This is a genomic window from Arthrobacter sp. AK01 (genome assembly GCF_021109375.1).
In the GTDB taxonomy this organism is placed as follows: domain Bacteria; phylum Actinomycetota; class Actinomycetes; order Actinomycetales; family Micrococcaceae; genus Arthrobacter.
This window is the reverse complement of record NZ_JAJOHP010000003.1, coordinates 1-24676: the sequence shown is the minus strand read 5'-3', so window position 1 is coordinate 24676 and position 24676 is coordinate 1. Positions and strand designations below refer to the sequence as shown.

Here is a 24676-nt window from a genome sequence, read left to right as displayed (position 1 = left end):
GCAAATGCGTAAAGCTATTCCTTGGATTTATGCAGGGTTACGCAGGAACCAGTCCTGCGACCTCGGCCACGAGCTCCACGGACCGCAGGCGTTCTTCGGTTCCGATGCTCTGGTGCGCCACGATCAGCTCGTCGGCATCGGCGAACGCCGCGAACTCATCAAGGTAGTCACGCACCACGTCCTTGGTTCCTACAGCGGAGAACTTCATCATCTGGGCGATGTGCTGGCCTTGCGGCGAGTCGAGAACCATGTCGGCCTCGTCATCGGTGAACTCGCGTCCGCCGCCGAAGAACAGGGACACCCGGGCGCGCTTCACGGCGAGGTGGATGGCTTGTGCCTCGGCATTGGAGTCCGCCGCTGTGACGTTCACGCCCGCGATGACGTGCGGCTGGGACAACTGCTCGGACGGCTTGAATTCGCGTCGGTAGACCGCAACAGCGTCCTGCAGGGCAGCAGGAGCGAAGTGTGAAGCAAACGCGTAGGGAAGGCCCAACTGGGCGGCCAGCTGGGCACCGAACAGCGAGGAGCCCAGGATGTAGAGCGGCACGTTGGTGCCCTTGCCCGGCGTCGCTTCAACGCCTTGGATGCGCGTGGGTCCAGTGAGGTATCCCTGAAGTTCCAGGACGTCCTGCGGGAACCTGTCCGAGGACGTGTGGTCGCGACGCAAGGCGCGCATGGTGTTCTGGTCACTGCCGGGCGCGCGTCCCAGCCCGAGGTCGATTCGTCCCGGGTGCAGGGTCTCGAGTGTGCCGAATTGCTCCGCGATGGTCAGCGGCGAGTGGTTGGGCAGCATGACGCCACCTGCCCCGAGGCGGATGGTGTTGGTGTGCGCGGCGACGTGCGCAATCAGCACGCTGGTAGCCGAGGAGGCAATGGCGGACATGTTGTGGTGCTCCGCATACCAAACGCGACGGTAGCCCAGCTCTTCAGCCTTCTGCGCCATCGCGACGCTGCCCGCGAGGCTTTCCGCTACCGTCTGGCCCTTGCCGATTGTTGCCAGGTCGAGGATGGAAAGAGGAACAGTCACGGGGAGGCCTTTCGGTACGTTTGCGGTGCCCGCACTGTTGGTTGCCGGGCACTCTAGCGACAACGACGGCGGCACCCGGCTTATTTCTGTGAGTTGCGTCGCGCTCGGTTTTCCGAAGGTCCCGGGGCAGTTTTGTGACCCCGTTGTACGCCCGATTAACCGCCGTGAACCCCTGTATCCCAGCGTTTCAGGGGGCTTTGACCTGTATCAGCGGGCTGCCGGATAGTTGCAGCCACAAGTACGCATCAGACTTCCCGATTCGGGCAATCCAAGGAGAACAAATGGCACGTTTCGCAGCCAAATCCGGCGTGACCGCGGCGCTGGCCGCTACCGCCCTGTTGGGGCTCGCGGCCTGCTCCGATCCTGGGGCGACAGCGGCAAGCAACGCGTCCGCTCCACAAGGGTCGGCAAGCGCGAACGCCTCATCAAGCACCAAGGAATTCAACCTGACCCCGCAGCAGGACCGCATCAAGGTGAGCGTGGACTCCGCGGCGGCCGCACTGGTTCCGGACGCCATCAAGGCCGACGGCAAGCTCACAGTGGTCACCACCGGCGGCACTCCCCCGCTGAGCACCTTCGCTACGGATAACAAGACCCTCATCGGCAGCGAAGTGGATATTGCCTATGCTGTGGGCGAGAGCCTGGGACTGCAGGTCGAGGTGCTGCCGGTGGCGTGGGCTGACTGGCCGTTGGGCGTCGAATCAGGCAAGTACGAGGCCGTCCTGTCCAACGTGACAGTCACCGAAGCACGCAAGGAGAAGTTCGACTTCGCCACGTACCGCAACGACCTCCTGGGTTTCTACGCCAAGACGGACTCGGACATTTCAAGCATCAAGGAAGCGAAGGACGTGGCCGGCAAACGCATCATCGTCGGCTCGGGCACCAACCAGGAAGCCATCCTGGTGCGCTGGGACGAGGAGAACAAGAAGAACGGCTTGAAGCCGGTTGAGTTCCAGTATTACGACGACGACTCCGCCTCCCAGCTCGCCCTCCAGTCAGGCCGCGCGGACCTCACGTTCGGGCCAAACGCTTCGGCCGCTTACAAGGCGGCCAAGGACGGCAAGACCAAGGAGGTGGGCACGCTGGAAGGTGGCTGGCCGCTGAAGGCCGAGATCGCGTTCACCACCCAGAAGGGCAACGGCTTGGCCGTGGCCGCCCAGGCTGCGCTCAATACCCTGATCAAGGACGGCAACTACGGAAAGATCCTGGACCGTTGGGGTCTCTCTTCCGAGGCCATCCCCGCGTCCGAACTGAACCCGGCAGGCCTGCCCAAAAAGTAGGAACCGCTGACCCGACTGAGTAGCAGCAGATGCCCTTTTGAAACCTCAGGAGGGCATCTGCTGCGACCTACTTGGGTGCGGTTAGAAGTGGGCGGGGTCCGTGTTGGCCCCGCAGAGGATCACTGCCACGGTTTCGCCCGCCCGTGGAGTGTAGGCGCCGGACAGCAACGCCGCGTACGCTGCGGCAGCACCGTGTTCCACGACGATCCGGTGCTTCTCCCAGAGGGCACGGCGTGCCTGGACGATGTCCTCATCCGTGACCAGCACGCTCTGGACACCCGTGCGGCTGGCGACTCCGAAGCCAATCTCGCCGATCCGGCGGGCGCCGAGGGAATCGGCCGCGATCCCGGAGACCGCCACATCCACTGGTTCGCCTTGGGCCAGCGCGGTGTGCAGGGTGGGAACCGTTTCCGGTTCGACGCCCACAACACGCGCCCTGCCCTCTGCCGCCGCCGCGATGCCGCCCATCAGGCCGCCGCCGCCAACAGCAACGAGGATGGTGTCGACGTCGGGCAGTTCATCCAGCAGCTCAAGCCCTACCCCGCCGGCGCCCGCCACGATCTCCGGCTGGTCGTAGGCGTGGCAGTAGACCGCGCCCTTCTCCTCGGCGAACCGTACTGCGGCCGCGTAGGCCTCGGCGTACTCGGCGCCACCCTGGACCACGGTGGCACCAATGGCGTAGAGCTTATGGACCTTGTTTGCCGGGGCAGACTCGGGAACAAAGACGGTGGCGGGGACTCCCAGCTTGGCTGCGGCATAGGCGTTGGCCAGGCCCGCGTTGCCACCGGAAGCCACCACGACGCCGACTGCCGGGTCCAGCTCGCCGTTTTCCTTCGCTGTGAGCAGGCGGTTGAACGCGCCACGGGCTTTGAAAGAGCCTGTGTGCTGCATGTATTCGCATTTGAACCACAGGTGGTAGGGCTCCTGGTCGCCGCTCTCGGCAAGGGGCGTATGGCGGACCCAACCCGCTGTCCGTGAGTACGCTGCTTCTACTTCTTCGCGTGTGACCATCGTGGCTGCACCTTTCCGTCCGTTTCATCCTATGGTTTGCGAAGACGTCCTGACCGACTGTGCAGCATAGGCTGGATCCATGCCTGCCGATTTTGCCCTCCGCCCTGCCGTTGCCTCCGACGCTGCCTGGATCGCGGAACTCAGGGCCGTGGTGATGCGCCCTGACCTGGAACGGTTGCAGCGGTTCGATCCCGTCCGTGTCCGCGAGCGCTTCCTGAACGGTTTCCAGCCGGAGTACACGTACATCATCCATACCGACGGCGTGGATGCCGGTGTCATTGCCGTTCGTCCCGAGCCGGACGCGCGGTGGATTGAGCACTTCTACGTTGCCCCGACCCATCAAGGCAGGGGCCTGGGCGGTGCCGTGCTCCGACACGTCTTGGCGGGTTCCGTTGACGAACGCCCGTTCCGTTTGAACGTGCTTCAAGGCAGCGCCGCCCGCCACTTGTATGAGCGGCATGGCTTTGTGCTGGAGTCCGAGGGCCCGATCGATGTGTTCATGGTGGCCCCAAACCCCAGCGCCTCCTGACTGCCAGCCGCCTGTGCGGTAACGTCAGCACAAACATCAATGCCGGCTTCCGGGGGGGAACATCATGGGGAACGTTCGAGCGCGCACCAAGCGGTTTTCAACGCTTTCAGCAATGGCCCTGGCGGCCGGGCTCTTGGCTACCGGCGCACCGCCAGCCACTGCGGACAACCAACCAACGCCCATCATCGACGGCGCCGCGTACGTGGGTGCCGAACTGCGCCGACAGTACGACTACAGCTATTGGGGCTGCAGGGATGCGGACGGCTCGGGCGACGCCATTACTTTGGAGTGGTTGCGCGACGGCGAGGCGCTCCCTGAGGAACGGCAAGGGGAAACCTTGCGGATCCTCCCGGAGGACCAGGGCAGCCGCATTTCGATGCGGGTGCACCCTCTGACACCGGGGAGCCAGGGCTGCCCCACCGGCACGCAACTGAGCGCGGAGTCCCTGCCCATCAAGGCATCCAGCCGGGCGATGGGCTGGACCGGACGGGGCAATTTTGAACCGCTCGCCCGGACCAACGACGGCCGGCTCATCCTGTACCCGCGGACATATACCTATTACAAGGGCGCCTGCGAGGGACCCTGTCCTGCGTACTGGGGTTCGTGGGACGAGCCCCAGCAGGTAGGCCAAGGGTGGAACGTCTTCAATATCGTCTTCTCCCCCGGAGACTTCGACGGGGACGGCTTCAATGATCTCCTCGGCAGGGACGCGGCGGGCAACCTGTTCCTCTACCCCGGCGACGGCGAGGGCGGCTGGCTCGAGCGGCAGCAAGTTGGCCAGGGCTGGAACATCTTCAACACCATTGTCGGTCCGGGCGACTTCAACGGCGACGGCACCAACGATGTGCTGGCACGCGACGCCGCGGGCGGACTTTTCCTTTACCCCGGCGACGGCGAGGGCGGCTGGCTCGACCCGGAGCAGGTGGGCTGGGGCTGGCAGGTCATGAACAAGATCATCACCGGCGGCGACATGAATGCCGATGGTGCCGTGGACATCTTCGGACGCGACCAGGACGGCTACCTGCACCAGTACCCCACTGACGGCGAGGGCGGCTGGGAGGAACCTGCGTCCCTCGGCCCGGGGTGGGAGACGTTTTCCGAGGTGGCCGGGCTCGGCAGTTCCGGCCACTCGAAATACAACGAGCTCTCTGCCGTTGACGCCGACGGCAACCTTCTCAGTTACATTACGGGCGCATCAAACACAGGGCTGTATGGCCCGTACGGGCCTATCGGCCGGGGTTGGAACGTCTTCAAGGAACTGCTCTAGAGCGGTTGCCCCAACACCGTCAGCTGCAGGCTGACGGTCCCGCGCGAACCGTCGACGACGGCGGCACCCGGCCCGCCGCCGTCGGGCGCTCCGCCGTGCTGGTCCGGCGTGAAGCCAAACCAGCGCCGGCAGAGCTGCACCAGGCGGCCCGTGCTCATGAGACCCGCACCGACTCAGCGGAGCGCACCGGGGTCTCCAGCCCAAGGTTTTCGCGGAGGGTGGTGCCCCGGTATTCCGTGGGATAAACGCCGCGTTCCTGGAGCTCGGGCACCAGGTGGTTCACGATGTCATCCAGGCCAGTGGGGATGAGCCACGGCGAGATGTTGAACCCGTCCACGGCACCAACCCGTGCGTATTCCGCGAGGTGGTCGGCCACGGCGGTGTAGGAGCCGGTGAACGTGGCGTCGACGCGTGCCGTCTTGGACGTGACGAACTGGCGGATGGACAGGCCCTTGTCCTTGGCCTCGGCCCTCCACTGATCGGCGAGCTGCCGGGCCTTGGCGCCGTGGAACCCGCTGCCCCGGGTCTCGGAGGTTTCTTCCACGACGGGATCGATCTCCGGAAGGGGACCATCGGGATCATAGGAGGTGAGCTCGCGGCCCCAGAACTGCTCCAGGTAGGCAATGGCCTGCTGCGGGCCGATCTGCAGGCTGCGGACCCATGCTTTCTTGTCCTGTGCTTCCTGGTCTGTGGCTGCGAGGATGAATTCGCTGGCCGGCATGATCTGCACGGCGTTGGCACCGCGGCCGGCTGCGATGGAGCGGGCAACGATGTCGCGGCGGAATTCCACGGCGTTGTCGAACTTGGGGTGCGCGGAGAAGATCACGTCTGCCTGGCGGGCCGCGAAGTCACGGCCGTCCGGGGAGTCGCCGGCTTGGAAAAGCACGGGGCGGTACTGGGCGCTGCGGGGCAACAACGGGGTGACGTCCACGGTGTAGTGCTGACCCTCGTGAAGAACGCGTCGTGCCGGGCCCGAAGGTGTTTCCCACGAATCCCAGATTCGCTTGGCGGTCTCAACGAAGGCTTCAGCATGCTTGTAACGGTCGGCATGGTCCAGGTAGCCGCCGCGGCGGAAGTTTGCCCCTGTCCAGGCGTTGTCCGTGGTGACGATGTTCCAAGCAGCCCTGCCGCCGGAGATCAGGTCCAGCGACGCCAAACGGTGCGCGAGGTCTGCGGGATCGTTGTACGTGGTGTTCTGGGTGGCCACCAAGCCGATGTTGGAGGTCACGGCAGCCAAGGCGGCCAGCATGGTTTGCGCGTCCGGACGGCCCACCACGTCCAGGGCGTGGGGCCGGCCAAGGTGCTCGCGGAGCCGGAGTCCTTCGCCCAGGAAGAACGCGGCGAACTTGCCGCGCTCCGCGGTCTGGACGATCCGGCGGAACGACTCAAAGTCGGTCTGCGAACCGGATTCGGCGGCTTTCCAAATAGTGCCGGAGTTCACGCCCTGGAAGAAGATACCGAACTGGATGTGGCCGCTGGGCTGGAAAATGTCGCGTGTCATGATGTTCCCTTACTTTCCTGCGCCGGAAGCGGTGGTTGCATAGCGGTTCTCCGCCGGTCCGAGGCCCAGCAGGTCGCGGAACGTACTGTCCTGGATAGGCGGCCGCAAGGAACCGCGGCGACGAAGTTCCGGCAGGACCACCCGTGACAGTTCGTCCAACCCGGCATCCAGAACATCCGGGTGGAGGCGAACGCCGTCGGCCTCCTGGAGCAGTGCATCGAGAAGGTCGGTGAGACGCTCGGCAGAGCCGACAAACCGCGCCCGTCCGGTTTCCGCATCGGACAAGGATCGCGAGGCCGCAGCTTCGCCGCGCGAGTCCAGGACGACGTCGAGCTCCGCAACAACTGCCACGGAAGCACCCAGGCGGGCACGCACGTCACGAACTTCGGCAGCGAGCAGTTCGGGCGTGGGCGCGGACACCATGACAGCATCCACGGCGTCGGCCGGAACCAAACCTTCGCCTACCAAGGATGCAGCAGCGATCACCGGCAACTGTCCCTGCAGGGGCCTCGGAATGATGGAGGGGCCCTTCACGGAATACCCGGCACCTGCAAAATCAGACGGCGTTTCGAAATCCGCGTAGTGCAGCTTGTCCACGTCGATGTACCGGCCGGTGGCGACGTCGCGGATCACGGCGTCGTCCTCCCAGGAGTCCCACAAACGGCGCCCGACCTCGATGGACGCGGCAGCCTCCTGGGCCAGCGCGGCACCTTCAACCGAAGAACGTCCGACGGCGGCAGCGGCCTCGGGCGACTCGGCCGCAGTCACGATCCACCCGGCCCGGCCACCGGATACGTAGTCCAGGCTGGCGAGCTGCGTGGAGACGTGGAACGGTTCCGTGTAGACGGTGTCCACCTCGGGGACCACGGCGATGGTACGGGTGACGGGGCCGGCAAAGGCTGCGCGCTGCAGGGCGTTGGTCCGTCCGGCTTCCGGAGTGTCCGTGAAGGTTGCCGCGTGGAAACCGGCGGACTCGGCTGCGAGGACAGCGCGGGCAAGGTTCTGATACCCGGCACCATCGAGTTCAATGGCCAGAAACCCGGCCTTGTTGTCTTGAGGGGAACTCACTTCTGGTCCTGACGTTCGTAGGGGATCTTTTCGCCGGCTTCGATAGCCACGGTCAGCCGATTTTCGGCCGGCGGGAGTGGGCAGGTAGCGAGGTCGGTATAGGCGCAGGGCAGGTTGACGGCCCGGTTGAAGTCGAGCTCAACCGAGCCATCAGCGGCCGGGACCACGGACAGGGAGCGGTTGGCGGCGTACGTGGTCTTGCCGGAGGTCTGGTCCGTGAACAGCACCGACAGGGAACCAGGAGCGTGGCCGTTGAACGCGGTCAGCGCCAGTTCCTCGCCGGCCAGCTTGAAGCGGATCTCACCGGGAGCTTCGTACACGTGCTGGATACCCTCGACGGCGGCACCCACGGTGGTGGGGCGGGGCGCCTCGAAAGGTACGAAAGTCCCGGCCACGGCAAACGCCGCGTTGGGTGTGTAGGCGGGCGTGCCCTGGTACTCCTGCAACAAGGCATTCGACGGGTTCCGTGGCCGAACGATGTACTCGCCGCCGCGCTTGGCAACCTCGATCACGGTGTCGCCCGAGACCAGGCTGATCCCGCCACGTTCCTCGATCGGCCCAAGCTCCACAGGAGTGCCGTTGTTCAGTTCCACCCCGTCCTGCTGCAGGCTTTCGCCCGGTTCCAGGACAACACGCACGACGTCGGCATCCGCGCTCCAGGTGCCCGGCGCGCCTTCCAGCCGAGTTGCGTCGCTGCTGAGCCAGTGCAGGTGGGTCACGGCGAGGAAGCCATGCGGGTGGGCACGGTGCCGCTCGTGGGCGTCGTGCCACTCCTGCCATTCCTCGTCGAAGGATTCGAGTGCTGTTTCAGTGTGCGTAGACATGTGCGGTATCACTCCTGTTGAAGGCATGGTCGGCTGTGACGGTTGCTGCAGCGTCGGCTTCGGTTGCCCCGGCGAATTCGGGTCGGCCCGCGAAGGGATCCCCGGCGGCCCACAGCGTGCTGGGTGCCGCCGCCCGGATGGCCGGGATAACTTCCAGCGCGAAGCGTTCCAGGATCTCGAGCTGCTGTTCGAACGGCAGCGTTGTAGGCAGGGAGATTGACTGAAGATCGTGGCCGTACAACGAGTGGTAGCTGAGGATCTTGTCGATGACCTGCTCCGGGCTGCCTACCAAGGCCGGTCCCTCGGCCACTGCGTGCTGGATGTCCCTGAACGGCGAGTTGTTGCCGGGAACGTTGCGACCGGCAGTCAGGCCTTCGTAGACCGGACCGTACTGGCGGATAGCTTCCTGCGTGGTGTCCGCGATGAACACTCCACCGGCACCGCTGCCCGAGCCGAGGTACTGGTGCCGGGGATCATGTCCGTGGCGCTCGTACTCTTCGCGGTAGTGGTCGATCAGGACCTTGTAGTTCTCCCGCGGCTGGATGGCATTGGCCGTGAACAGCGGATCTCCCCACTTGGCGGCGAGCGCAGCGGAGGTCAGGGTTGTAGCCGAGCCGTGCCAAATCCGCGGCGACCCCGCGAAGGGGCGTGGCGTCGTCGTGGTCGGCTCCGTGAGGGCGGGCCTGAAGCGGCCGGACCAGGTGACGCTTTCCTTGCGCCACAGCGTGCGCAGCAGTGCGTACTTTTCGGCGAGCAGTTCCCATTGCTCGTCCAGGGACAGGCCAAACAAGGGGTACTGGAGCACCTCGTTGCCCTTGCCGATCACGAGTTCCAGTCGGCCACGGCTCAGTTGGTCGATGGTGGCGTAGTCCTCGGCCACGCGCACGGGATCCAGCACGGAGAGCACGGTGACACCGGTCTGCAGGCGGATGCGGCTGGTGACGGCGGCAATCGCGGCGAGGACCGTCGTCGGAGAGGACGACACGAACTCGCCCGCGTGGCGTTCCCCCACGGAGAAGCTGTCATAGCCAAGCTCCTCCGCCCGCCGGGCTGTCTCCACCACCTGGTTCAGGCGGTCAGCGGTGGAGACAATTTTCCCCGTGACCGGGTTCTTCACATGGGGAATGATGTCCAGGACCTGGAACTTCATTTGCCGGCACCAAAGGTCGCTTCAGTGACAGTCTTCGATTCCGTCAAGGCTTCCTCGGAAAGGCCCCAGCGTTCCAGGACCTTGCCGTACGAGCCGTCCTTGATGGTGGAGTTCAGCGCGTCGGTAATGGCCGGAGCCAATCCGTTGCCCTTGAGAGTGGTGGCGGCGACCAGCGTCTCAGCCGGCCAGCCGGCATTGACCTTGCCCACGACTTTGAGGTCGTCACGGGTGTTCTCGCGGTAGGTGACGGACGGGTACGGCGCCAGGTTCAGGTCGGTCCGGCCGGAGGACAAAGCCAGGATGGTGTCGGCGTCCGCGGAGTAGTACTGCAGCGTCGCCGGCGCCTTGCCCTTTTCTTCGAGTTCCTTGTTCCACGCCAGCAGGATCTTCTCCTGGTTGGTGCCCGAGCCCACGGAAATCTTCAGGCCGGAAATATCGTCCGAGCCCTTGATGTCGTAGTTGGAGCTCTTCTTCGCTTCGAAACCCATGTAGGCGGCGCGGTAGGTGGAGAAGTCGAACAGCTTCACGCGGGCCGCGTTGATACCCACGTTGGAGAACACCGCTTCGAAGTCGCCGGACTGGGTCTTGAGCGGCCAGTTCTCCCACGACGTCACTTGGAGGTCCAGTTCCAACCCCAGTTTGTCGGCCACGAGCTGGGCAATGTCCACCTCCACACCAATGGGAGTCTTGTCGTCCGTGGCGTGGAAGGACAGCGGGATGGAACCGGCAGTGGTAGCAACCGTCAGTTTCCCGTCCTTGGCGATGGCTGCCGGAACGGCCCCCGCTGCGGCAGCGTCTTTCTCGCCACGGATCCGGTTCTGGTCGACAGAGGTGTTGTAGACGATGCCATTCCTGGCAGCCTCCGACTCGGGCTTGGCGGCCGATGCCCCGGGATCGGAGCACCCGGCCAGCACGGGAAGCACGACGGCGGGAAGTACAGCGAGTGCCAAAAGCTTGGTTTTGGAAGTGGCGGCGAAAGCGCGGGTAGTGCGAAGCATGGGGTTCCCTAGATGTTGAAAGCTGGTTCGATGACTTTGGAGAAGAAGCTGCGGGTGCGTTCCTCGCGGGGGTTGGCGAAGATGTCCTGGGGTGTGCCGGACTCGACGATCTGGCCTTGGTCCATGAAGACCACGGTGTCCGCAACGTCCCGGGCAAAGCCCATCTCGTGGGTCACGATGATCAGCGTTGTGCCGGACTTGGCGAGCTCCCGGATGACGTCCAGGACCTCGTTGACGAGCTCAGGGTCCAGCGCGGAGGTGGGCTCGTCGAAGAGCAGGATCTTGGGATCAAGTGCCAGCGCCCGGGCTATCGCCACCCGCTGCTGCTGGCCTCCGGAGAGCTGGCGGGGGTAAGCATCGGCGCGGTCCTTCAGGCCCACCCGGTCCAGCAGTTCCAGCCCACGCTTCCGGGCCTCCGCCTTGGAACGTTTTTGGGCCACGATGGGCGCTTCAATGACGTTCTCCAAGGCGGTGAGGTGCGGGAACAAGTTGAAGCTTTGGAACACCATGCCGATGTTGGTGCGCTGCTTGAGGATGTCTTTCTCACGCAGTTCGTGGAGCTTGATCCCGCGGACCTCGTAACCCACCAGTTCGCCATCGATGGTGATGTAACCGCCGTCGACTTTTTCCAAGTGGTTGATGGTGCGCAGGAGCGTGGATTTACCGGAACCGGAAGGCCCGACGATCACGGCAACGCCGCCCGGCCGGACGGACAAGGAGACGCCCTTGAGCACCTCGGTGGCGCCGAAGGACTTCCGGACGTTGGTGATGTCCACCTGGCCGCGGGTGACTTTCGTGTCCGCAGCGGCGGGTCGGGCCGTCGTCGTGCGTTCCCGCTGGGGAGCACCACCTTGGGGAGCTGACGGTTCCTCGGCCAGTTTGGCCTCTGCGAGGTGGGCGGCGGCAGCCGCTTCGGAGGAAGAGAAGACGGTGGTCATCGGGTTTCCTTCGTGGGGGTGGCGGCAACGTGGGTGGTGAAGAACTTGCGGGCCTTCTGCAACGGGGTGAGCGGCAGTGTCCTGAGGGCGCCCTTGGAGAAGTGGCGTTCGATGTAGTACTGGAAGACGCTCAGCACGGAGGTGATCACCACGTACCAGAGCGTGGCGACGAGCAGGAGCGGCAGCACCTGCTGGGTCCGGTTATAGATGACTTGGACCGTGTAGAACAGCTCGGAGTAGGCCAGGACGTAGACGATCGAGGTGCCCTTGACCAAGCCGATGATCTCGTTGAACGCATTGGGCAAAATGGCGCGCATCGCTTGGGGCAGCACGATCCTGGTGGAACGCTTCCACGCCGGAATGCCCAGGGCCGAGGCAGCTTCCAGCTGGCCCTGGTCCACGGAGAGGATGCCGCCGCGGATGATTTCTGCGGAGTAGGCTGCCTGGTTCAGGGTGAGGCCCAGGACGGCTGCAGCGAACTGACTGATGAGCGTGGTGGTCTGGGCCTCGAAGAAGCGGACGTCCGTGAACGGGATGCCGAGGCTGATCTTTTCGTACAGGTAGCCCAGGTTGTACCAAAGCAGGAGCTGGACCAGCAGCGGCGTGGAGCGGAAGATCCAGGAGAACGTCCAGGAAACCGAGACCAGCAGTGGCGAAGCGGACAGCCGCATGAGGGCAAGGATGAATCCGAGGACGAACCCCAGGACACCGGAGATGGCCGTGAGCTTGAGGGTCTCGATGAGTCCGTTGACTACCGACTGGGCGGTGAACCACTCGGCCACCACGCCCCACTCCCAGCGGGGGTTGGTGACCAGGGACCAGGCAATGGCGGCGACGCCGGCGGCAACCAGCACGGTGCCCACCCATCGCCAGGGATGCCGGGCCGGAACCAGCTTGTACTCGGAGTAATCCGGGGTGGGCGGTGCAGTGTCCGCCGTGGCAGGCGGTGCGATTGCACTCATGCGCCACCTCATTTCATATCGGTTGTTGCCTATCGGATGGCTGCCAATCTAGGGCCGCGCGAAACCCGGCAGCAAGGCAGGAATTTGCACTTCTTCACTGGACTTCGCGGGGCTTCGCAGGAGTTCGCACAGCGTCACAATCACGTTCATGAGCCGCCATATGAGTCGGGATCTTGCGCGGCTTAACGCTCCATGACGCGTGGTGAACGGCCGTTACCACCGCCTCGACCGGCGGCCTGCTTCGTCCTTAGATTGGGCATCACCAACCACTGCCGTTTCAGGAGATCCCATGCCGTCACGAGTTCCCGCCATCGCCTTCATTGGCGGCGGCCCGCGCACGGCCGGCGTCCTTGAACGGCTTGCTGCCAACCGCCCGGCATTGTTTCAGGGCCCCCTGCACATCCACGTCATCGAGCCTCATGAGCCCGGCTCCGGGAGGATCTGGCGATATGACCAGGATCCCGGCCTGCTGCTCAACTCCACCGCCGCCGATGTCACCATGTTCACTGACGCCTCGGTGGCCTGCGATGGGCCCTCTGTTGAAGGCCCAGGCCTCTCCACCTGGGCCGCCGGCGTGTTGGACGGCACCATCCGGGACGTCCCTGCCCTGGAGCCGCACCTTCTCGCGCAACTTCGCTCCCTGACGCCCGAGTCCTTTCCCACCCGGCAACTCCAGAGCAAGTACCTTGAGTGGTTCTTCGGCCGGGCCGTCAACACCCTCGGCCCTGAGGTCACGGTGACGGTGCATCGCGAAACGGCCACCGCGGTCTCAGCTGCGTCCGGCGGCGGGCACGACGACGGTCCGCACCGCGTGCGGCTCGCTTCCGGCATTGAGGTTCCAGCCGACGTCGTGGTGTACGCAGTGGGCCACACCGATTCCCTGCCGGACCCCGAATCTGCCCGCCTCAGTGAGTTCGCCGCCCGGCACGGCGGGTTCCACGCGCCGCCGTCGTACACCACGGACGTTGACTACTCCGGCCTCCAGGCCGGCCAGGACGTGATTGTCTCCGGCATGGGCCTGGCATTTGTGGACCTGCTGGTGCTGCTGTTCGAGGGCCGCGGCGGCCGTTTCGAAGAAAGGCCCGACGGCGAACTGGACTATGTGCCCTCCGGCGCCGAACCCCGGGTCTGGGCCGGTTCACGGCGCGGCGTGCCCTTCCACTCCAAAATCTCCTCCGTTCTCCGCGGCGAGCCGATCGCCCGCCCGCGATACTTCACCGCAGAGGCCGTTGATGCGCTCCTCACCAAGCACCAGGAACTCGACTTCCGCACGCACCTGTGGCCGCTGATCGCCAAGGATGCCGGCTACGCCTACTATCGGGAACTGTTCACCGGATACCCGTCGCGGGTTCTGGGAACATGGACCAGCTTCGAGTCGCGTTTTGACGCCGTCGATTGGTACAGCACTGCCCGGGAAGAACTGGCGGCCTTCTCCATACCGGATCCTGCCTTGCGCCTGGACCTCGAGAAACTGGACCACCCGCTCAGTGGTTGCGCGTTCGCCGACCATGACACGGTGCAGCGCTCCGTTGCCGCGTACATCCAGAACGACCTCAACCTCCGCACAAGCCCGGACCATTCCGAGACCCTCGCCCTCTTTACGGCTTTGTTGTTCGTCTACATGGACCTCGGCCGGCTGGTCCCGCAGGAGCGACTCAACGCACGCTCCCAGCAGGCGATCCACGGATGGTGGCACGGCTTCTTCAGCTTTGTGGACTCCGGACCGCCGTCGCACCGCCTCCGCGAGATGCTGGCGCTGCACAGGGCCGGGCTCCTGAAGTTCCTGGGTCCTGGCATGTGGGTCCGTGCCGATGATTCCCTCGGTCGGTTCGTAGCCGGCTCATTCCAGTCCCCCGTGATGGTGGACGCCGCCGCGTACATTGAGGCGCGGCTGCCGTCCGCTTCCGTGGAGCGTTCCGCCAATCCCGCACTGGCCGACCTGCACGACGCCGGATGGGGCACCGAACAACGGCTCCTCACCTCCGAAGGCGCACACTCCACCGGGAAACTCCTGGTCTCCGGGAATCACGAGGTACTCTCCCCTGTTGGTACTCCTCAGAAGGGTTTGTTCGCGGTGGGTCCGTGGACGTCCGGCTGGGGCGCAGGGGCGTTTGCCCGTCCCAACACCAACGCAGCACCCTTCCGGGAGAACGACGCCCTGGCGCGCCGGATCCTGTCCACCGTTGCTGCCGCCCGCCCAACTGAGTCGCAGTTGATGCCGTTTTGAGCCCTCACAACGGCATTAACTGCTACCTACTTGGGTTCCACCTACGAAAGGCCTGACATGACCACCACCCCAACCCTGCCGACGTCGGGCCTTACCGTCCTCAGCCTGCCCATGCGCGATCCCCGCGTCCGTCCGCTCCTGGACGAGCTCGCCGTCGAATACGAAACCCGCTACGGGAACCTGTTCGGCACCGGGGGCGCAGCCGAGGAACTGAACAGGTACCCGGCAGAGGAATTCGAAGCCCCGCACGGCGCGCTGGTCATCATCCAGGAGAACGGCGAGTCCGTGGCCGGCGGCGCGTTCCGCCGCTATGACGACCACACAGCCGAGCTCAAAAGGATCTGGACCCACTCGGCCCACCGACGCCGTGGGCTGGCCCGCTTGGTCCTGACGGAACTGGAGAATGAGGCCCGACGGCGGGGCTACCGGAAGCTCTACCTCACCACTGGCCCGCGCCAGCCGGAGGCCAGGAACCTGTATCTGGCCACAGGCTACAAAGCGCTGTTCGACCTCGCCGCAGACCCCGAGGAAATCAAGCATTTGGCGTTCAGCAAGGATCTTGCCGTGCACAGCTAAGCTATGCGCATGGCCAACAAATCCACTGCCGAAAAAATCGCCACCATCCAGCAGGGGTACGCCCTGGAAGGTGCCACCATCGAACTCGGCGCCGCGATCGTTGACGGCGAGATCCACAAGGAAGCGCAGGTCAGGCTTCCACTGGCCATGATGAACCGGCACGGACTGGTGGCCGGGGCCACGGGTACCGGCAAGACGGTCACGCTGCATATGATCGCCGAACAGCTTTCGACGGCGGGTGTTCCGGTTTTCCTTGCGGACATCAAGGGTGATCTGTCCGGACTGGCGACGCCGGCCACTGGCAGTGAGAAGTTGACTGCCCGCACGTCGGCGCTGGGGCAGGACTGGCAGGCCAAAAACTTCCCCGTCGAGTTCCTGAGCCTCGGCGGCGACGGCCACGGAATCCCGGTCCGCGCCACCATTACCTCCTTTGGACCCATCCTGCTCTCACGCATCATGGACCTCAACGACACCCAGGAGTCCAGCCTCCAGCTGATCTTCCACTTCGCGGACAAGAACAACCTGGAGCTCATCGACCTCAAGGACCTTCGAGCTGTCATCCAGTTCCTCACCTCGGACGAAGGCAAGGCCGAACTCGCCGACCTCGGTGGGCTGTCCAAAGCCACCGCAGGGGTGATCCTGCGTGAGCTGGTCACCCTTGAAGCCCAGGGCATGGAGAAGTTCTTCGGTGAGCCCGAGTTCGATACCGCAGAGCTCCTCCGCACAGCCCCGGATGGCCGCGGTGTGATCAGCTGCCTGGAGCTCCCCACCCTGCAGACCAAGCCGCTGCTGTTCTCCACGTTCCTCATGTGGCTCCTCGCGGATCTCTTCGAGGAACTCCCCGAAGCCGGCGACCTGGACAAACCCAAACTCGTGTTTTTCCTGGACGAGGCACACCTGCTGTTCAACGGCGCGTCCAAGGCCTTCCTCGAAGCAATCACCACCACGGTGCGGCTCATCCGTTCCAAGGGTGTGGGCATATTCTTCGTCACCCAGACCCCCAAGGATGTTCCCGCCGATGTCCTCGGCCAACTCGCCAACCGAGTGCAGCACGCCTTGCGCGCTTTCACCCCCGAGGATGCCAAGGCGCTGAAGGCCACCGTCTCCACGTTCCCGGTCAGCGACTACGACCTCGAGGAGACGCTCACCTCGGCCGGCATCGGCGAGGCCGTCATCACCGTCATGAACGAGAAAGGCGCGCCCACGCCCGTTGCTCTGACCCGGCTCCGCGCACCCGAGTCCGTGATGGGTCCCAGCACCGACGAGCTGGTTCTCAGCACCGTAGCCGCGTCCTCTTTGTTGGTGAAATACGGAACCGCAGTGGACAACCTTTCCGCCTACGAGAAGTTGAACGGCCAGGCAGCCGTCCCTACGGGCGATGCTGCACCGGGGCAGCCACCAGTGCCCGCTTCGGGCGGCTCCTCCCAGGCCGACATCGACGCCGAAGCCCGCCGCATCGAGGAGGAAATCCTCGGCCGCCCCAGTTCGCGGCCAGCCTCCACACCTGAGTCCTACCCGGCGCCGCCGGCGCCAACTCCCGCTCCGCAATCGTCCCAGCAACAGGACGGCATGTTCGGTGACATCGCCGGCGCCCTTGGTGGGGCGCTGGGCGGAGGGCTCAAGAGCATGGTCCGGTCCATGGGCACGCAGCTGGGCCGCGACCTGCTGCGCGGCGTCTTCGGCACCTCCTCACGGCGGCGCCGCTAGTCCTGGTTGGCTGTCCAAAGCACGACGCCGGGTGGCGGCAAGGCCTGCTGCCACCCGCCGTCGAGCCTTCTCCAATCGGTGGACATACGTCATAACGCGGCCTTCATGCACGGTGATCGCTGCCGCGACAGGTAACGTAAAGGGCGTGCAGTTGAGTCAAGCGTTCGTCAAGACCGCAGCCGGGTGGCTGCTCGGTCTGATGCTTGCTGCCGCCGGGGCGATCGTCTGCATCAACCTGGTGAGCTCTTCCGTGGCCAGTCCCCAACAGCCCGTCAAGGAGTATTTGGCGGCGCTGCAGAAGGGTGAGGGCGAAGAGGCGCTGGGCCTGCTCCGCGCCAAAGTGCCCAGCTCAAACGCATCCATGCTCGATGGCACAGCCCTGCAGACCGCCGCTTCCAAGATGACCGACGTCAAGGTGGGAAACCCTGAATCACGCGGCAGCAACCGCGTCGCAGTGCCCGTTGACTACACCTTGGACGGCAGTAAGCTCCACACCGAGTTCCTGATGGAACGGACCGGGACGCAGTGGTTGTTCTTCGCGAAGTGGGCGTTCGTGCCCACCACCCTGCCCACCATTGAAGTCACCGTGGTCAACGCCAGCGAAGCCACCCTCAATGGCGTCCCAGTGAACATGCCCAACGGCCGCAACACCTTCGCCGTGTTCTTCCCCGGCAAGTACGAAGCAAGCCTCAACGGGACATTCTTCGAAGCCCCTGCCGCCTCAGCCCTTGTGTCAACGCGCGACGGCGGCCAAGCACCCTTGAACCTGCAGACCCGCTCCACGAAGTCCATGAACGAGGCGGTCGCAGGGAAGGTCCGGGAGTTCCTGGACAACTGCGCCGCCCAGGCCACCGAGCAGCAGCGGCTCCAGCCGGATTGCCCGTTCTACCACGCCAGCAATGCCCGTGTCGTTGACGGGACCATCAAATGGGCCATCACCGAGTACCCCAAAATCACCATCGAACCCTTTGGCGGCAAGTGGGTGGTAGCTCCCCTCAACGGCAAGGCCACGCTGACCGCCAGGGAGATCAACCTGTTCAGCGGGTTCGTCAACGACCTCAACGTGGAGCACGACTTCAGCTTCACCACCCAGTTGGACGTGGGCAGCGACACCGTGACGGTTACTCCCCTGCTGACCTTCTGAGCTTTCCGCCGACACGGCTGGGCCACACGGGCGGGCTGGGCCGCACGGGGTCGACACGGAAATGGCCCGGGCCGTCCCCCGAAGGAGCAACCCGGGCCATCCCTGTCAATCTGATTTAGTCCATGCCACGCAGGTCCAGCACCAGCTCGGACTCACCGTCCGCTTGCAGGACCACCGGAATGCCCCAATCCTGCTGGTAGAGGTGGCAGGCTGCATGGTCCGGGATTTCGCCGTCTTCAGTCTCAGGTCCATCGCATGCGGCCGCGCGGGCGGTGATGTGCAGGATTCCCTCGGGCACATCAGCGGACAGCTCCAGGGTGCGCAGCAGCCCCACAGACGTTCCGCCTCCGGAGACCAGCAGTTCCGGCGGGGTGGAGGAGATCTTCAACTGCGTGGGGTCGCCCCAGCGGTCATCCAGCTTCTGGCCGGTCGGCGCCTTGAAACGGACGGCGAGTTCCAACGCGCCGGGGGTCACCGGACTCTTGGGGCGGTGCGTCTGCGACGCACCTTCATCCACTTGCTGGGCTTCTTTGGGAATCGGTACCAGGACCAGCTGGTGCTTGTTCGACTCCACCACTACAAGCAGCGGCTCGCTGCCTTCAACCTGGACCACGACGACGTCACTCGGCTCCGCGAGGCCCCTCGCCAACGTGGACACGGACTTGGTGGCGGGGTCGTACCGGCGAACGGCACCGTTGTAGGTGTCGGCGATGGCTACGGAACCATCCGGCAGGACAGTAACGCCGAGTGGGTGCTGCAGGCGGGCTTCAGCGGCGTCGCCGTCACGGAACCCGAAATCGAACAGGCCCTTGCCCACGGCGGTTTCGAGGGTCACGCCGGAATCGGTGACCACCAGGCGACGCAGCGACGATGTCTCCGAGTCAGCGACCCAGATGTTGCCGTCGGCGTCGATTGCCAACCCTGAGGACTGGGCGAACCAGGCTTCCTCGGCTTTGCCGTCCAACAAGCCTTCAAGCCCGGAACCGGCCAGGATGGAGACCTCATTGCTGAGGGGGTCAAAGGCGAAGATCTGGTGGGTACCAGCCATGGCGATGACAACACGCTGCAGCTTCCCGCTCCACACAACATCCCACGGCGAGGACAAGGACACCCCGGTGCCGAGGCCAAGCGCCCCAACATCGATCGCGTCGGCGGCGAAGTCAGCCGGACCGGCGTCGTGGTGTTCAGACCACGTACCGGCGCCGGTGTCCGTCACGCGGGCTGGACCGGCGTCGAGCAGTCGCTGCACGCCATTGCCCGCAACCGTCTGCACATAACCCGAGCTCAGCGTCACACCGCGGAGTCGGTGGTTGACGGTGTCGGCTACAACAGCGTCGTAGCCAAGCTTCCACGCCAGCTCCGAGGGGAGCAGCGCGACGCCCTGCGGTTCGTTGAACTGTGCGATCTCGGCTTGCCCGTCCAAGTACCCCTTGGTGCCGGAGCCGATGACGCGCTCTACGGTTTCAAGGTCGGGGCGGAGTTCCACGAGCCTGTGGTGGCCGGAGTCCACTACAAGGTAATTGCCGTTGGCCAGCTGCGTGGCTTTACCCGGGAACCGCAAAGTGCCCGACGTCGGCACGGGAGCCACGTACGGGCCGTTACCGCGGTGGAGGGTTCCCTTGGCCTCATGCTCGGCAACGAGTTCTTCCAGCAGGACAGCTAGGCCGTCGGCATGGCCCTCGCCCGAAAGGTGGGCCACGATGTAGCCCTCGGGGTCGACGACCACCAGGGTGGGCCAGGCACGGGCCGTGTACGCCTTCCAGGTGGCCAGCTCCGGGTCGTCCAGGACCGGGTGATGGATTTCGTAGCGCTCAACGGCGGATGCCAGGGCGACGGGATCTGCCTCGTGCTCAAACTTGGGCGAGTGCACGCCGACCGTCACCAGGACGTCCGAGTACTTTTCCTCGAGCGGGCGCAACTCGTCCAGGACGTGCAGGCAGTTGATGCAGCAGAAGGTCCAGAAGTCGAGCAGCACGATCTTGCCCCGCAAGGACTCGAGGTCCAAGGATTTGCCGCCCGTGTTGAGCCAGCCGCGGCCCTCCAGTTCGGAGGCCCGGACCCGGAGTTGGGTGCGTACGGTTTCGCTCATCAGCGTCCTTCCAGCTTGGTATTTGTTTCAGTCTGCCCGGCAGGGTCTGTGGTGGGGCGTTCGGCGTTGGTGCGTTCGGCCTGGGCCGTCCTGGATGGCTGGGCAGTGCGGTTCGCCATCTTGGCGTCGCGGTCGGCGAGCCGGGCAAACATATCGTTGTAAGCGCTGAGGTCGGCGTCGTTATTCCTGTCAGCGGCACGATCAACGCGGCGGGTTTCCCGCTCGTCCGACCTGGACCACATCACGGCCACCCCGATCGCCACCAGCAGCGTGGGAACCTCGCCGATCCCCCATGCCACGGCGCCGCCCAATTGCTGGTCTCCAATCGCCGACGGCCCCCAGGCCCGGCCCAGGTTCCCGAAGTAGTCAGCAGCGAGCAGCCCGGTTCCACCCATGATGGCGACGCCGAAGAAGGCATGGAAGCCCATGGTGGCCAGCAGCAGGAGCAGGCGCATCGGGTACGGAGCACGGCGCGGCAGAGGATCGCTTCCGATCATGCTCAGCACGAAGATGTAGCCCGTCAGGAGGAAGTGGACGTTCATGAGCTCGTGGCCCACGTGCTCGCGCATTGCCAGGCCGAAGAGGTCAGAGTAGTAGAAGAGAACGATCGATCCCGCGAAATTCGCTGCGGCGAACAGCGGGTGCGTCACGATCTGCGAGAACCTCGAGTGCACGAACAGCAGCAACCATTCGCGGAGGCCCCGTGAGCCGTGGGCGCCTTCGCCCCTGGACGGCAGAGCCCGCAGCGCCAGCGTCACGGGTGCGCCCAGGACCAGGAAGATCGGTGCCACCATGGTCAGTGCCATGTGGTCCACCATGTGCGCAGAGAACAGCACACGGCCGTACACAGCGGGCGGGCCCGAGGTGATGTACGTCAGCACCACCAGGCCGATCAGCCAGTTTACGGCCCGGAACCATGACCATTTGTCTCCACGCTTGCGGACCTTGATGATGCCCATGATGTAGGTAACCGCGCCGAACAACGCCACTCCCACCCACAGCCAGTCAAAGCGCCATTCGGTCAGCCAGCGTTCCGGAGTGAGCTCCGGTGGGAGCTCGTAGCCGGAGAGGATGAACGACGGCGATGCATCAGGTGCGTAAGTGGTGGGCTGCGGCGGAGCCGAGCGTCCGAGCGCCACGGCAAGTCCCGACGTCGCGCCCATGACCAGCAGCTCAACCAGAACCAGCTGCCACAGCACGCGGCGGGCAGACATGGAACCGTTTTTGCCAAGCTGCGGGATGACCCACTGCCGATGCATGAAGCCGATGCCACCCAGCACCAGCGTGGCCAGCGACTTCGCGACGATGAGCTGACCATACGGGGAGCCGAACAGGTCGGCAGGGTTGGTCACCCGGATGGCGGCGTTGATAACACCCGAGGCAAACACCAGGACAAAGGCGAAGCCGGCAAGGGACGAGAAACGCCGGAGGGTTTGCTCAGTGATGTCAGGGGTTCCTTTACTCCGGGACCCCGTAAGGATGCCGGAGAGGACCGCGAGCATGATGATTCCACCCACCCATGTGGAGACCCCCACCAAGTGGAGTCCCAAGGAGTTGATTGCACCTTCGTGGTCGCTTGAGCTTGAAGAGTGCCCGATCAACGCTGTGGGAACAAGGCCAATCAATGCCAGCAGGAGAGTGAAGGCAAGACCGGTCAGGGATCGGACGCCGAACAGGGCCGTAGTCACCACCGCGGCGATGATGGTAACGGCGAGCCAGGCCTTGCCGGTCTCGATGTCCGTCATGAAGTACACCAGCGAACGGGTGAACTCGGCGTCGCCGGAGAGCCCCTGTCCCGCGACGTCTGCGTAGGTGAGGACGAGGACGGCCACAGCGGATAGGGTCCACGCCGCACCCGCTGCGGCGGCAACGGCGAGGGCCCGGGCGAAGGCGGGATGTTCGGGTGCGTCGAGGTCCTTCTCGCGGGAACGCGACCCACCGAGGTTCTTGGGCAGGATGCCGACGGCGAAGATCAAGCCGCCCACCACCGTGGCCACCGAGACGTTGTGGATGGCCTTGGCGAACGGAAGGCCCCACCGGACCAAGGCGCCTGGGTCCGAAACCTGTCGGGCTGCGGAAGCACCGGAGAAAATGAGTGCCGCTGCCAGCGCGAGGAACAGCGCCGCCAGGCCAGCTAGTTGCCAAGGCAGGGAAATCCCCGCGACTGTAGTGCCTCCCCGCGCTCCCGGCTTGGGAACAGGCGAAGGGGCAGTTGCGGAACTTCTTGCTGATGGCACTTATCCATTGTCCGCTACCTGTCGCCGGGCTGCGAATCGGGACGGCGCTATGTGGATTATCCCAAAGCAAAAGGGACGGCAACCATCAGGTTGCCGTCCCTTCAAGGCATTCGCCGAAGAGTTATTACTTCTTCTTGGCGACAGCAGCCTTCAGCTTGGAGCCAGCGGTCAGCTTGACGCTGTGGCCGGCTGCGATCTGGATGGTTTCGCCGGTCTGCGGGTTACGGCCGGTGCGGGCTGCACGGTCGGTGCGCTCAACTGCGAGCCAGCCCGGGATGGTGATCTTTTCGCCGGCGGCGACAGAAGTCTCGAAAACTTCGAACAGTGCATCGAGCACGGAGTTGACTGCTGCCTGGCTGGTGCCAGCCTTGCCTGCTACCTCTGCAACGAGTTCACTACGGTTCTTAGCCATTTACGTCCTCCTGGACTCATACGTTTTTGAGCTTTCAAGCGGAATGCGAGCAAGCCACTGTTCGAAAACTTACCAGCTTGGACTGGCATGGCCAGCAAATTCCGCGTGTTTCCGCGCCTTTTTGACCAAAATCACCGGATTTTCGGGGTTTTTTGGGGTGCTTTACGCCCTTGGCGTACCCTTCGGCGGTGATCCCGACCTGCGGCCGGGCCCGGGTGGGAACAGAATCCGCAGGACAGTATGTGTGCCTGCCACTCTTTCGGGGACCATTCTTACGGAGCCGCAGTTCATTCCGCCGACCCAACCGGCACACGTTGCGACAATTGCGTAGAGGGTCAGCGGGGTGATACTTTTCCGGTGATCGTGAACTTTTGGCAGGAGGTGAGACCCATGAACGCAGTATCCACAGTGGGCGCTCCCCTGCAGTCCACGATCTCGCGACTGACCTAGTCGCCATTGGGAGCGCCCGTCACGCACTTCGCGAAAGGCGACTCCCATGAACTCATCATCTTCTTCACCTCTGCACAGCACACCGACGACGGTCACTGAGGGGCCGGGCTCAGACGAGCCTTCGCCTGGAGTCGACGCTTCCACCCGGCTCCACCCCACGGGGCAGCGGGCATTGGTCCTCGGCGGCGGCGGTTCCACAGGCAACGCATGGCTGATCGGCGTGATCGCAGGACTGTTCGACGCCGGGCTGGATGCAACCACGGCCGACCTCACCATAGGAACATCAGCTGGCGCGACGGCCGCCGCCCAGCTGGCCGGTGCGACGCCGGCGGAACTATTTGCTGCCGCCCTTGCACCTGTCCCGCAGCGGGCCGGAGCTCCAGCTGTCACCAACCCACGGAATCCGGCCAAGCCCGTGGTGGACCACTTGGACAGAACGGCCAGGATCATCGATGCTTCCGAGGATATGCCTGATATGCGCCGCAGAATGGGAGCGGCGGCTATCGACATGGCTGAGGCGATGGACGGTGCCAGTGCCCGGTGGCGGGCCACCGTCGCAACCCGGCTGCCCCAACAGTCGTGGCCGGAACGAGCAGTGCTTCTCACCGCAGTTGACGCCCAAACAGGTGAACCGGTGGTATTCGACCGTCACAGCGGCGTGGAGTTGGTGGACGCCGTGGCCGCCAGCTGTGCCAGTGGCTTCGCTTACAGCATTGGCAATGGCCGCTACATCGATGGTGGATACCGAACCAACGCTGAGAATGCCGACCTGGCCGCCGGGCACGCACGGGTGCTGGTGCTGTCACCCTTTGGTGGCCAAACACGGACACCTACAAAATGGCATATGCACCTCGCAGCCCAGATAGACACTCTAAGGGGCAACGGCAGCCGCGTGGAAACGGTGTTCCCGGAAGGGGAGTCGGAGCACATGTTCGGCATCAATGCCATGGATCTGTCCCTGCGACCGGCCGCAGCCCGAGCCGGGTTCGACCAAGGCAGAGCCCTCGCCGGTCAGCTGCGCGAGTTCTGGCAATAACGGCACCAAGGCGGCCGTGGTGGGTGGTTAAATGTGAAGAGGGGCCCCCCCCCGGGGGGGGGGGGGGGGGGTTTTTTTTTTTGGGGGGGGGGGGGCGGACCCCCCCCCCCCCCCGCGGGGGGGGGGCCTCTTCTTAATGGTTGTCCGGCGGTGTCCTACTCTCCCACACCCTCCCGGGTGCAGTACCATCGGCGCTGTGGGTCTTAGCTTCCGGGTTCGGAATGGGACCGGGCGTTTCCCCCA

Annotated in this window: 21 protein-coding genes and 1 rRNA gene; 8 read left to right on the top strand and 14 right to left on the bottom strand. The window is 64.7% G+C overall.

Annotated features, from left to right (window positions below):
- Positions 1–37: 37 nt before the first annotated feature.
- Positions 38–1027 (bottom strand): LLM class flavin-dependent oxidoreductase, encoded by a 990-nt coding sequence (locus LN996_RS01635; protein WP_231338459.1) that lies wholly within the window; start codon positions 1025–1027, stop codon positions 38–40.
- Between the two features lie 281 nt (positions 1028–1308).
- On the opposite strand from LN996_RS01635, the gene LN996_RS01630 reads away from it, so the two are divergent.
- Positions 1309–2307, top strand: coding sequence for an ABC transporter substrate-binding protein (locus LN996_RS01630; RefSeq protein WP_231338458.1), 999 nt, complete (start codon positions 1309–1311; stop codon positions 2305–2307).
- 81 nt (positions 2308–2388) lie between these two features.
- On the opposite strand, the gene LN996_RS01625 is transcribed toward LN996_RS01630, so the two are convergent.
- Positions 2389–3318 (bottom strand): threonine/serine dehydratase, encoded by a 930-nt coding sequence (locus tag LN996_RS01625; RefSeq protein WP_231338457.1) that lies wholly within the window; start codon positions 3316–3318, stop codon positions 2389–2391.
- 79 nt (positions 3319–3397) lie between these two features.
- On the opposite strand from LN996_RS01625, the gene LN996_RS01620 reads away from it, so the two are divergent.
- A complete protein-coding gene (locus LN996_RS01620) occupies positions 3398–3847 on the top strand; it encodes a GNAT family N-acetyltransferase (protein ID WP_231338456.1) in 450 nt (149 codons plus the stop codon).
- Between the two features lie 64 nt (positions 3848–3911).
- Positions 3912–5114 (top strand): VCBS repeat-containing protein, encoded by a 1203-nt coding sequence (locus LN996_RS01615; RefSeq protein WP_231338455.1) that lies wholly within the window; start codon positions 3912–3914, stop codon positions 5112–5114.
- Here LN996_RS01615 and LN996_RS01610 read toward each other — a convergent pair.
- From LN996_RS01610 to LN996_RS01575, 8 genes are read right to left on the bottom strand one after another with little or no spacing between them, the layout of a single operon-like run.
- Positions 5111–5254, bottom strand: coding sequence for a hypothetical protein (locus LN996_RS01610; protein WP_231338454.1), 144 nt, complete (start codon positions 5252–5254; stop codon positions 5111–5113). The two genes, LN996_RS01615 and LN996_RS01610, sit on opposite strands and share 4 nt — an antisense overlap.
- Positions 5255–5268: 14 nt before the next feature.
- A complete protein-coding gene (locus LN996_RS01605; RefSeq protein WP_231338453.1) occupies positions 5269–6615 on the bottom strand; it encodes an NtaA/DmoA family FMN-dependent monooxygenase in 1347 nt (448 codons plus the stop codon).
- Between the two features lie 9 nt (positions 6616–6624).
- Positions 6625–7683: an LLM class flavin-dependent oxidoreductase gene (locus LN996_RS01600; protein WP_231338452.1), complete on the bottom strand. Its 1059-nt coding sequence runs from the start codon at positions 7681–7683 to the stop codon at positions 6625–6627.
- Entirely contained in the window at positions 7680–8507 is an 828-nt protein-coding gene (locus tag LN996_RS01595) for a DUF1684 domain-containing protein (RefSeq protein WP_231338451.1), read from the bottom strand. Before LN996_RS01595 ends, LN996_RS01600 begins: the two co-directional genes overlap by 4 nt.
- The gene (locus LN996_RS01590) at positions 8491–9657 is read right to left on the bottom strand and encodes an LLM class flavin-dependent oxidoreductase (protein ID WP_231338450.1); all 1167 of its coding nucleotides are present in this window, start codon (positions 9655–9657) and stop codon (positions 8491–8493) included. The genes LN996_RS01595 and LN996_RS01590 overlap by 17 nt, the downstream gene beginning before the upstream one ends.
- Positions 9654–10655 carry an ABC transporter substrate-binding protein gene (locus LN996_RS01585; RefSeq protein ID WP_231338449.1) on the bottom strand — a complete coding sequence of 334 codons (1002 nt, stop codon included), beginning with the start codon at positions 10653–10655 and terminating at the stop codon, positions 9654–9656. Before LN996_RS01585 ends, LN996_RS01590 begins: the two co-directional genes overlap by 4 nt.
- 8 nt (positions 10656–10663) lie before the next feature.
- Positions 10664–11593 (bottom strand): amino acid ABC transporter ATP-binding protein, encoded by a 930-nt coding sequence (locus LN996_RS01580; RefSeq protein ID WP_231338448.1) that lies wholly within the window; start codon positions 11591–11593, stop codon positions 10664–10666.
- On the bottom strand, positions 11590–12555 hold the full coding sequence (locus LN996_RS01575) for an amino acid ABC transporter permease (protein WP_200846924.1): 966 nt from the start codon (positions 12553–12555) through the stop codon (positions 11590–11592). Before LN996_RS01575 ends, LN996_RS01580 begins: the two co-directional genes overlap by 4 nt.
- 289 nt (positions 12556–12844) lie before the next feature.
- Here LN996_RS01575 and LN996_RS01570 point away from each other — a divergent pair, with 289 nt between their 5' ends.
- From LN996_RS01570 to LN996_RS01555, 4 genes are all read left to right on the top strand, one after another.
- Positions 12845–14782, top strand: coding sequence for an FAD/NAD(P)-binding domain-containing protein (locus LN996_RS01570; protein ID WP_231338447.1), 1938 nt, complete (start codon positions 12845–12847; stop codon positions 14780–14782).
- A 57-nt stretch (positions 14783–14839) separates the two neighbouring features.
- Complete coding sequence (locus LN996_RS01565) at positions 14840–15358, top strand: GNAT family N-acetyltransferase (RefSeq protein WP_231338446.1); 519 nt, start codon at positions 14840–14842, stop codon at positions 15356–15358.
- 9 nt (positions 15359–15367) lie between these two features.
- Entirely contained in the window at positions 15368–17065 is a 1698-nt protein-coding gene (locus LN996_RS01560) for a helicase HerA-like domain-containing protein (protein ID WP_231338445.1), read from the top strand.
- Positions 17066–17180: 115 nt separating this feature from the next.
- Positions 17181–18209, top strand: coding sequence for a hypothetical protein (locus tag LN996_RS01555; RefSeq protein WP_231338568.1), 1029 nt, complete (start codon positions 17181–17183; stop codon positions 18207–18209).
- 115 nt (positions 18210–18324) lie between these two features.
- Here LN996_RS01555 and LN996_RS01550 read toward each other — a convergent pair whose 3' ends face one another.
- The 3 genes from LN996_RS01550 to LN996_RS01540 all read right to left on the bottom strand — a co-directional run bounded on the left by LN996_RS01550 (position 18325) and on the right by LN996_RS01540 (position 22947).
- The gene (locus LN996_RS01550; protein ID WP_231338444.1) at positions 18325–20298 is read right to left on the bottom strand and encodes an NHL domain-containing thioredoxin family protein; all 1974 of its coding nucleotides are present in this window, start codon (positions 20296–20298) and stop codon (positions 18325–18327) included.
- Positions 20298–22535, bottom strand: coding sequence for a cytochrome c oxidase assembly protein (locus tag LN996_RS01545; RefSeq protein ID WP_374110758.1), 2238 nt, complete (start codon positions 22533–22535; stop codon positions 20298–20300). Before LN996_RS01545 ends, LN996_RS01550 begins: the two co-directional genes overlap by 1 nt.
- A 124-nt stretch (positions 22536–22659) precedes the next feature.
- Positions 22660–22947, bottom strand: coding sequence for an HU family DNA-binding protein (locus LN996_RS01540; protein ID WP_011776355.1), 288 nt, complete (start codon positions 22945–22947; stop codon positions 22660–22662).
- A gap of 496 nt (positions 22948–23443) precedes the next feature.
- On the opposite strand from LN996_RS01540, the gene LN996_RS01535 reads away from it, so the two are divergent.
- Positions 23444–24433 (top strand): patatin-like phospholipase family protein, encoded by a 990-nt coding sequence (locus tag LN996_RS01535; RefSeq protein WP_231338443.1) that lies wholly within the window; start codon positions 23444–23446, stop codon positions 24431–24433.
- A gap of 142 nt (positions 24434–24575) precedes the next feature.
- Here the strand turns inward: LN996_RS01535 and rrf are convergent.
- Positions 24576–24676: ribosomal RNA gene (gene rrf / locus LN996_RS01530) — 5S ribosomal RNA — on the bottom strand; the annotation flags it as partial.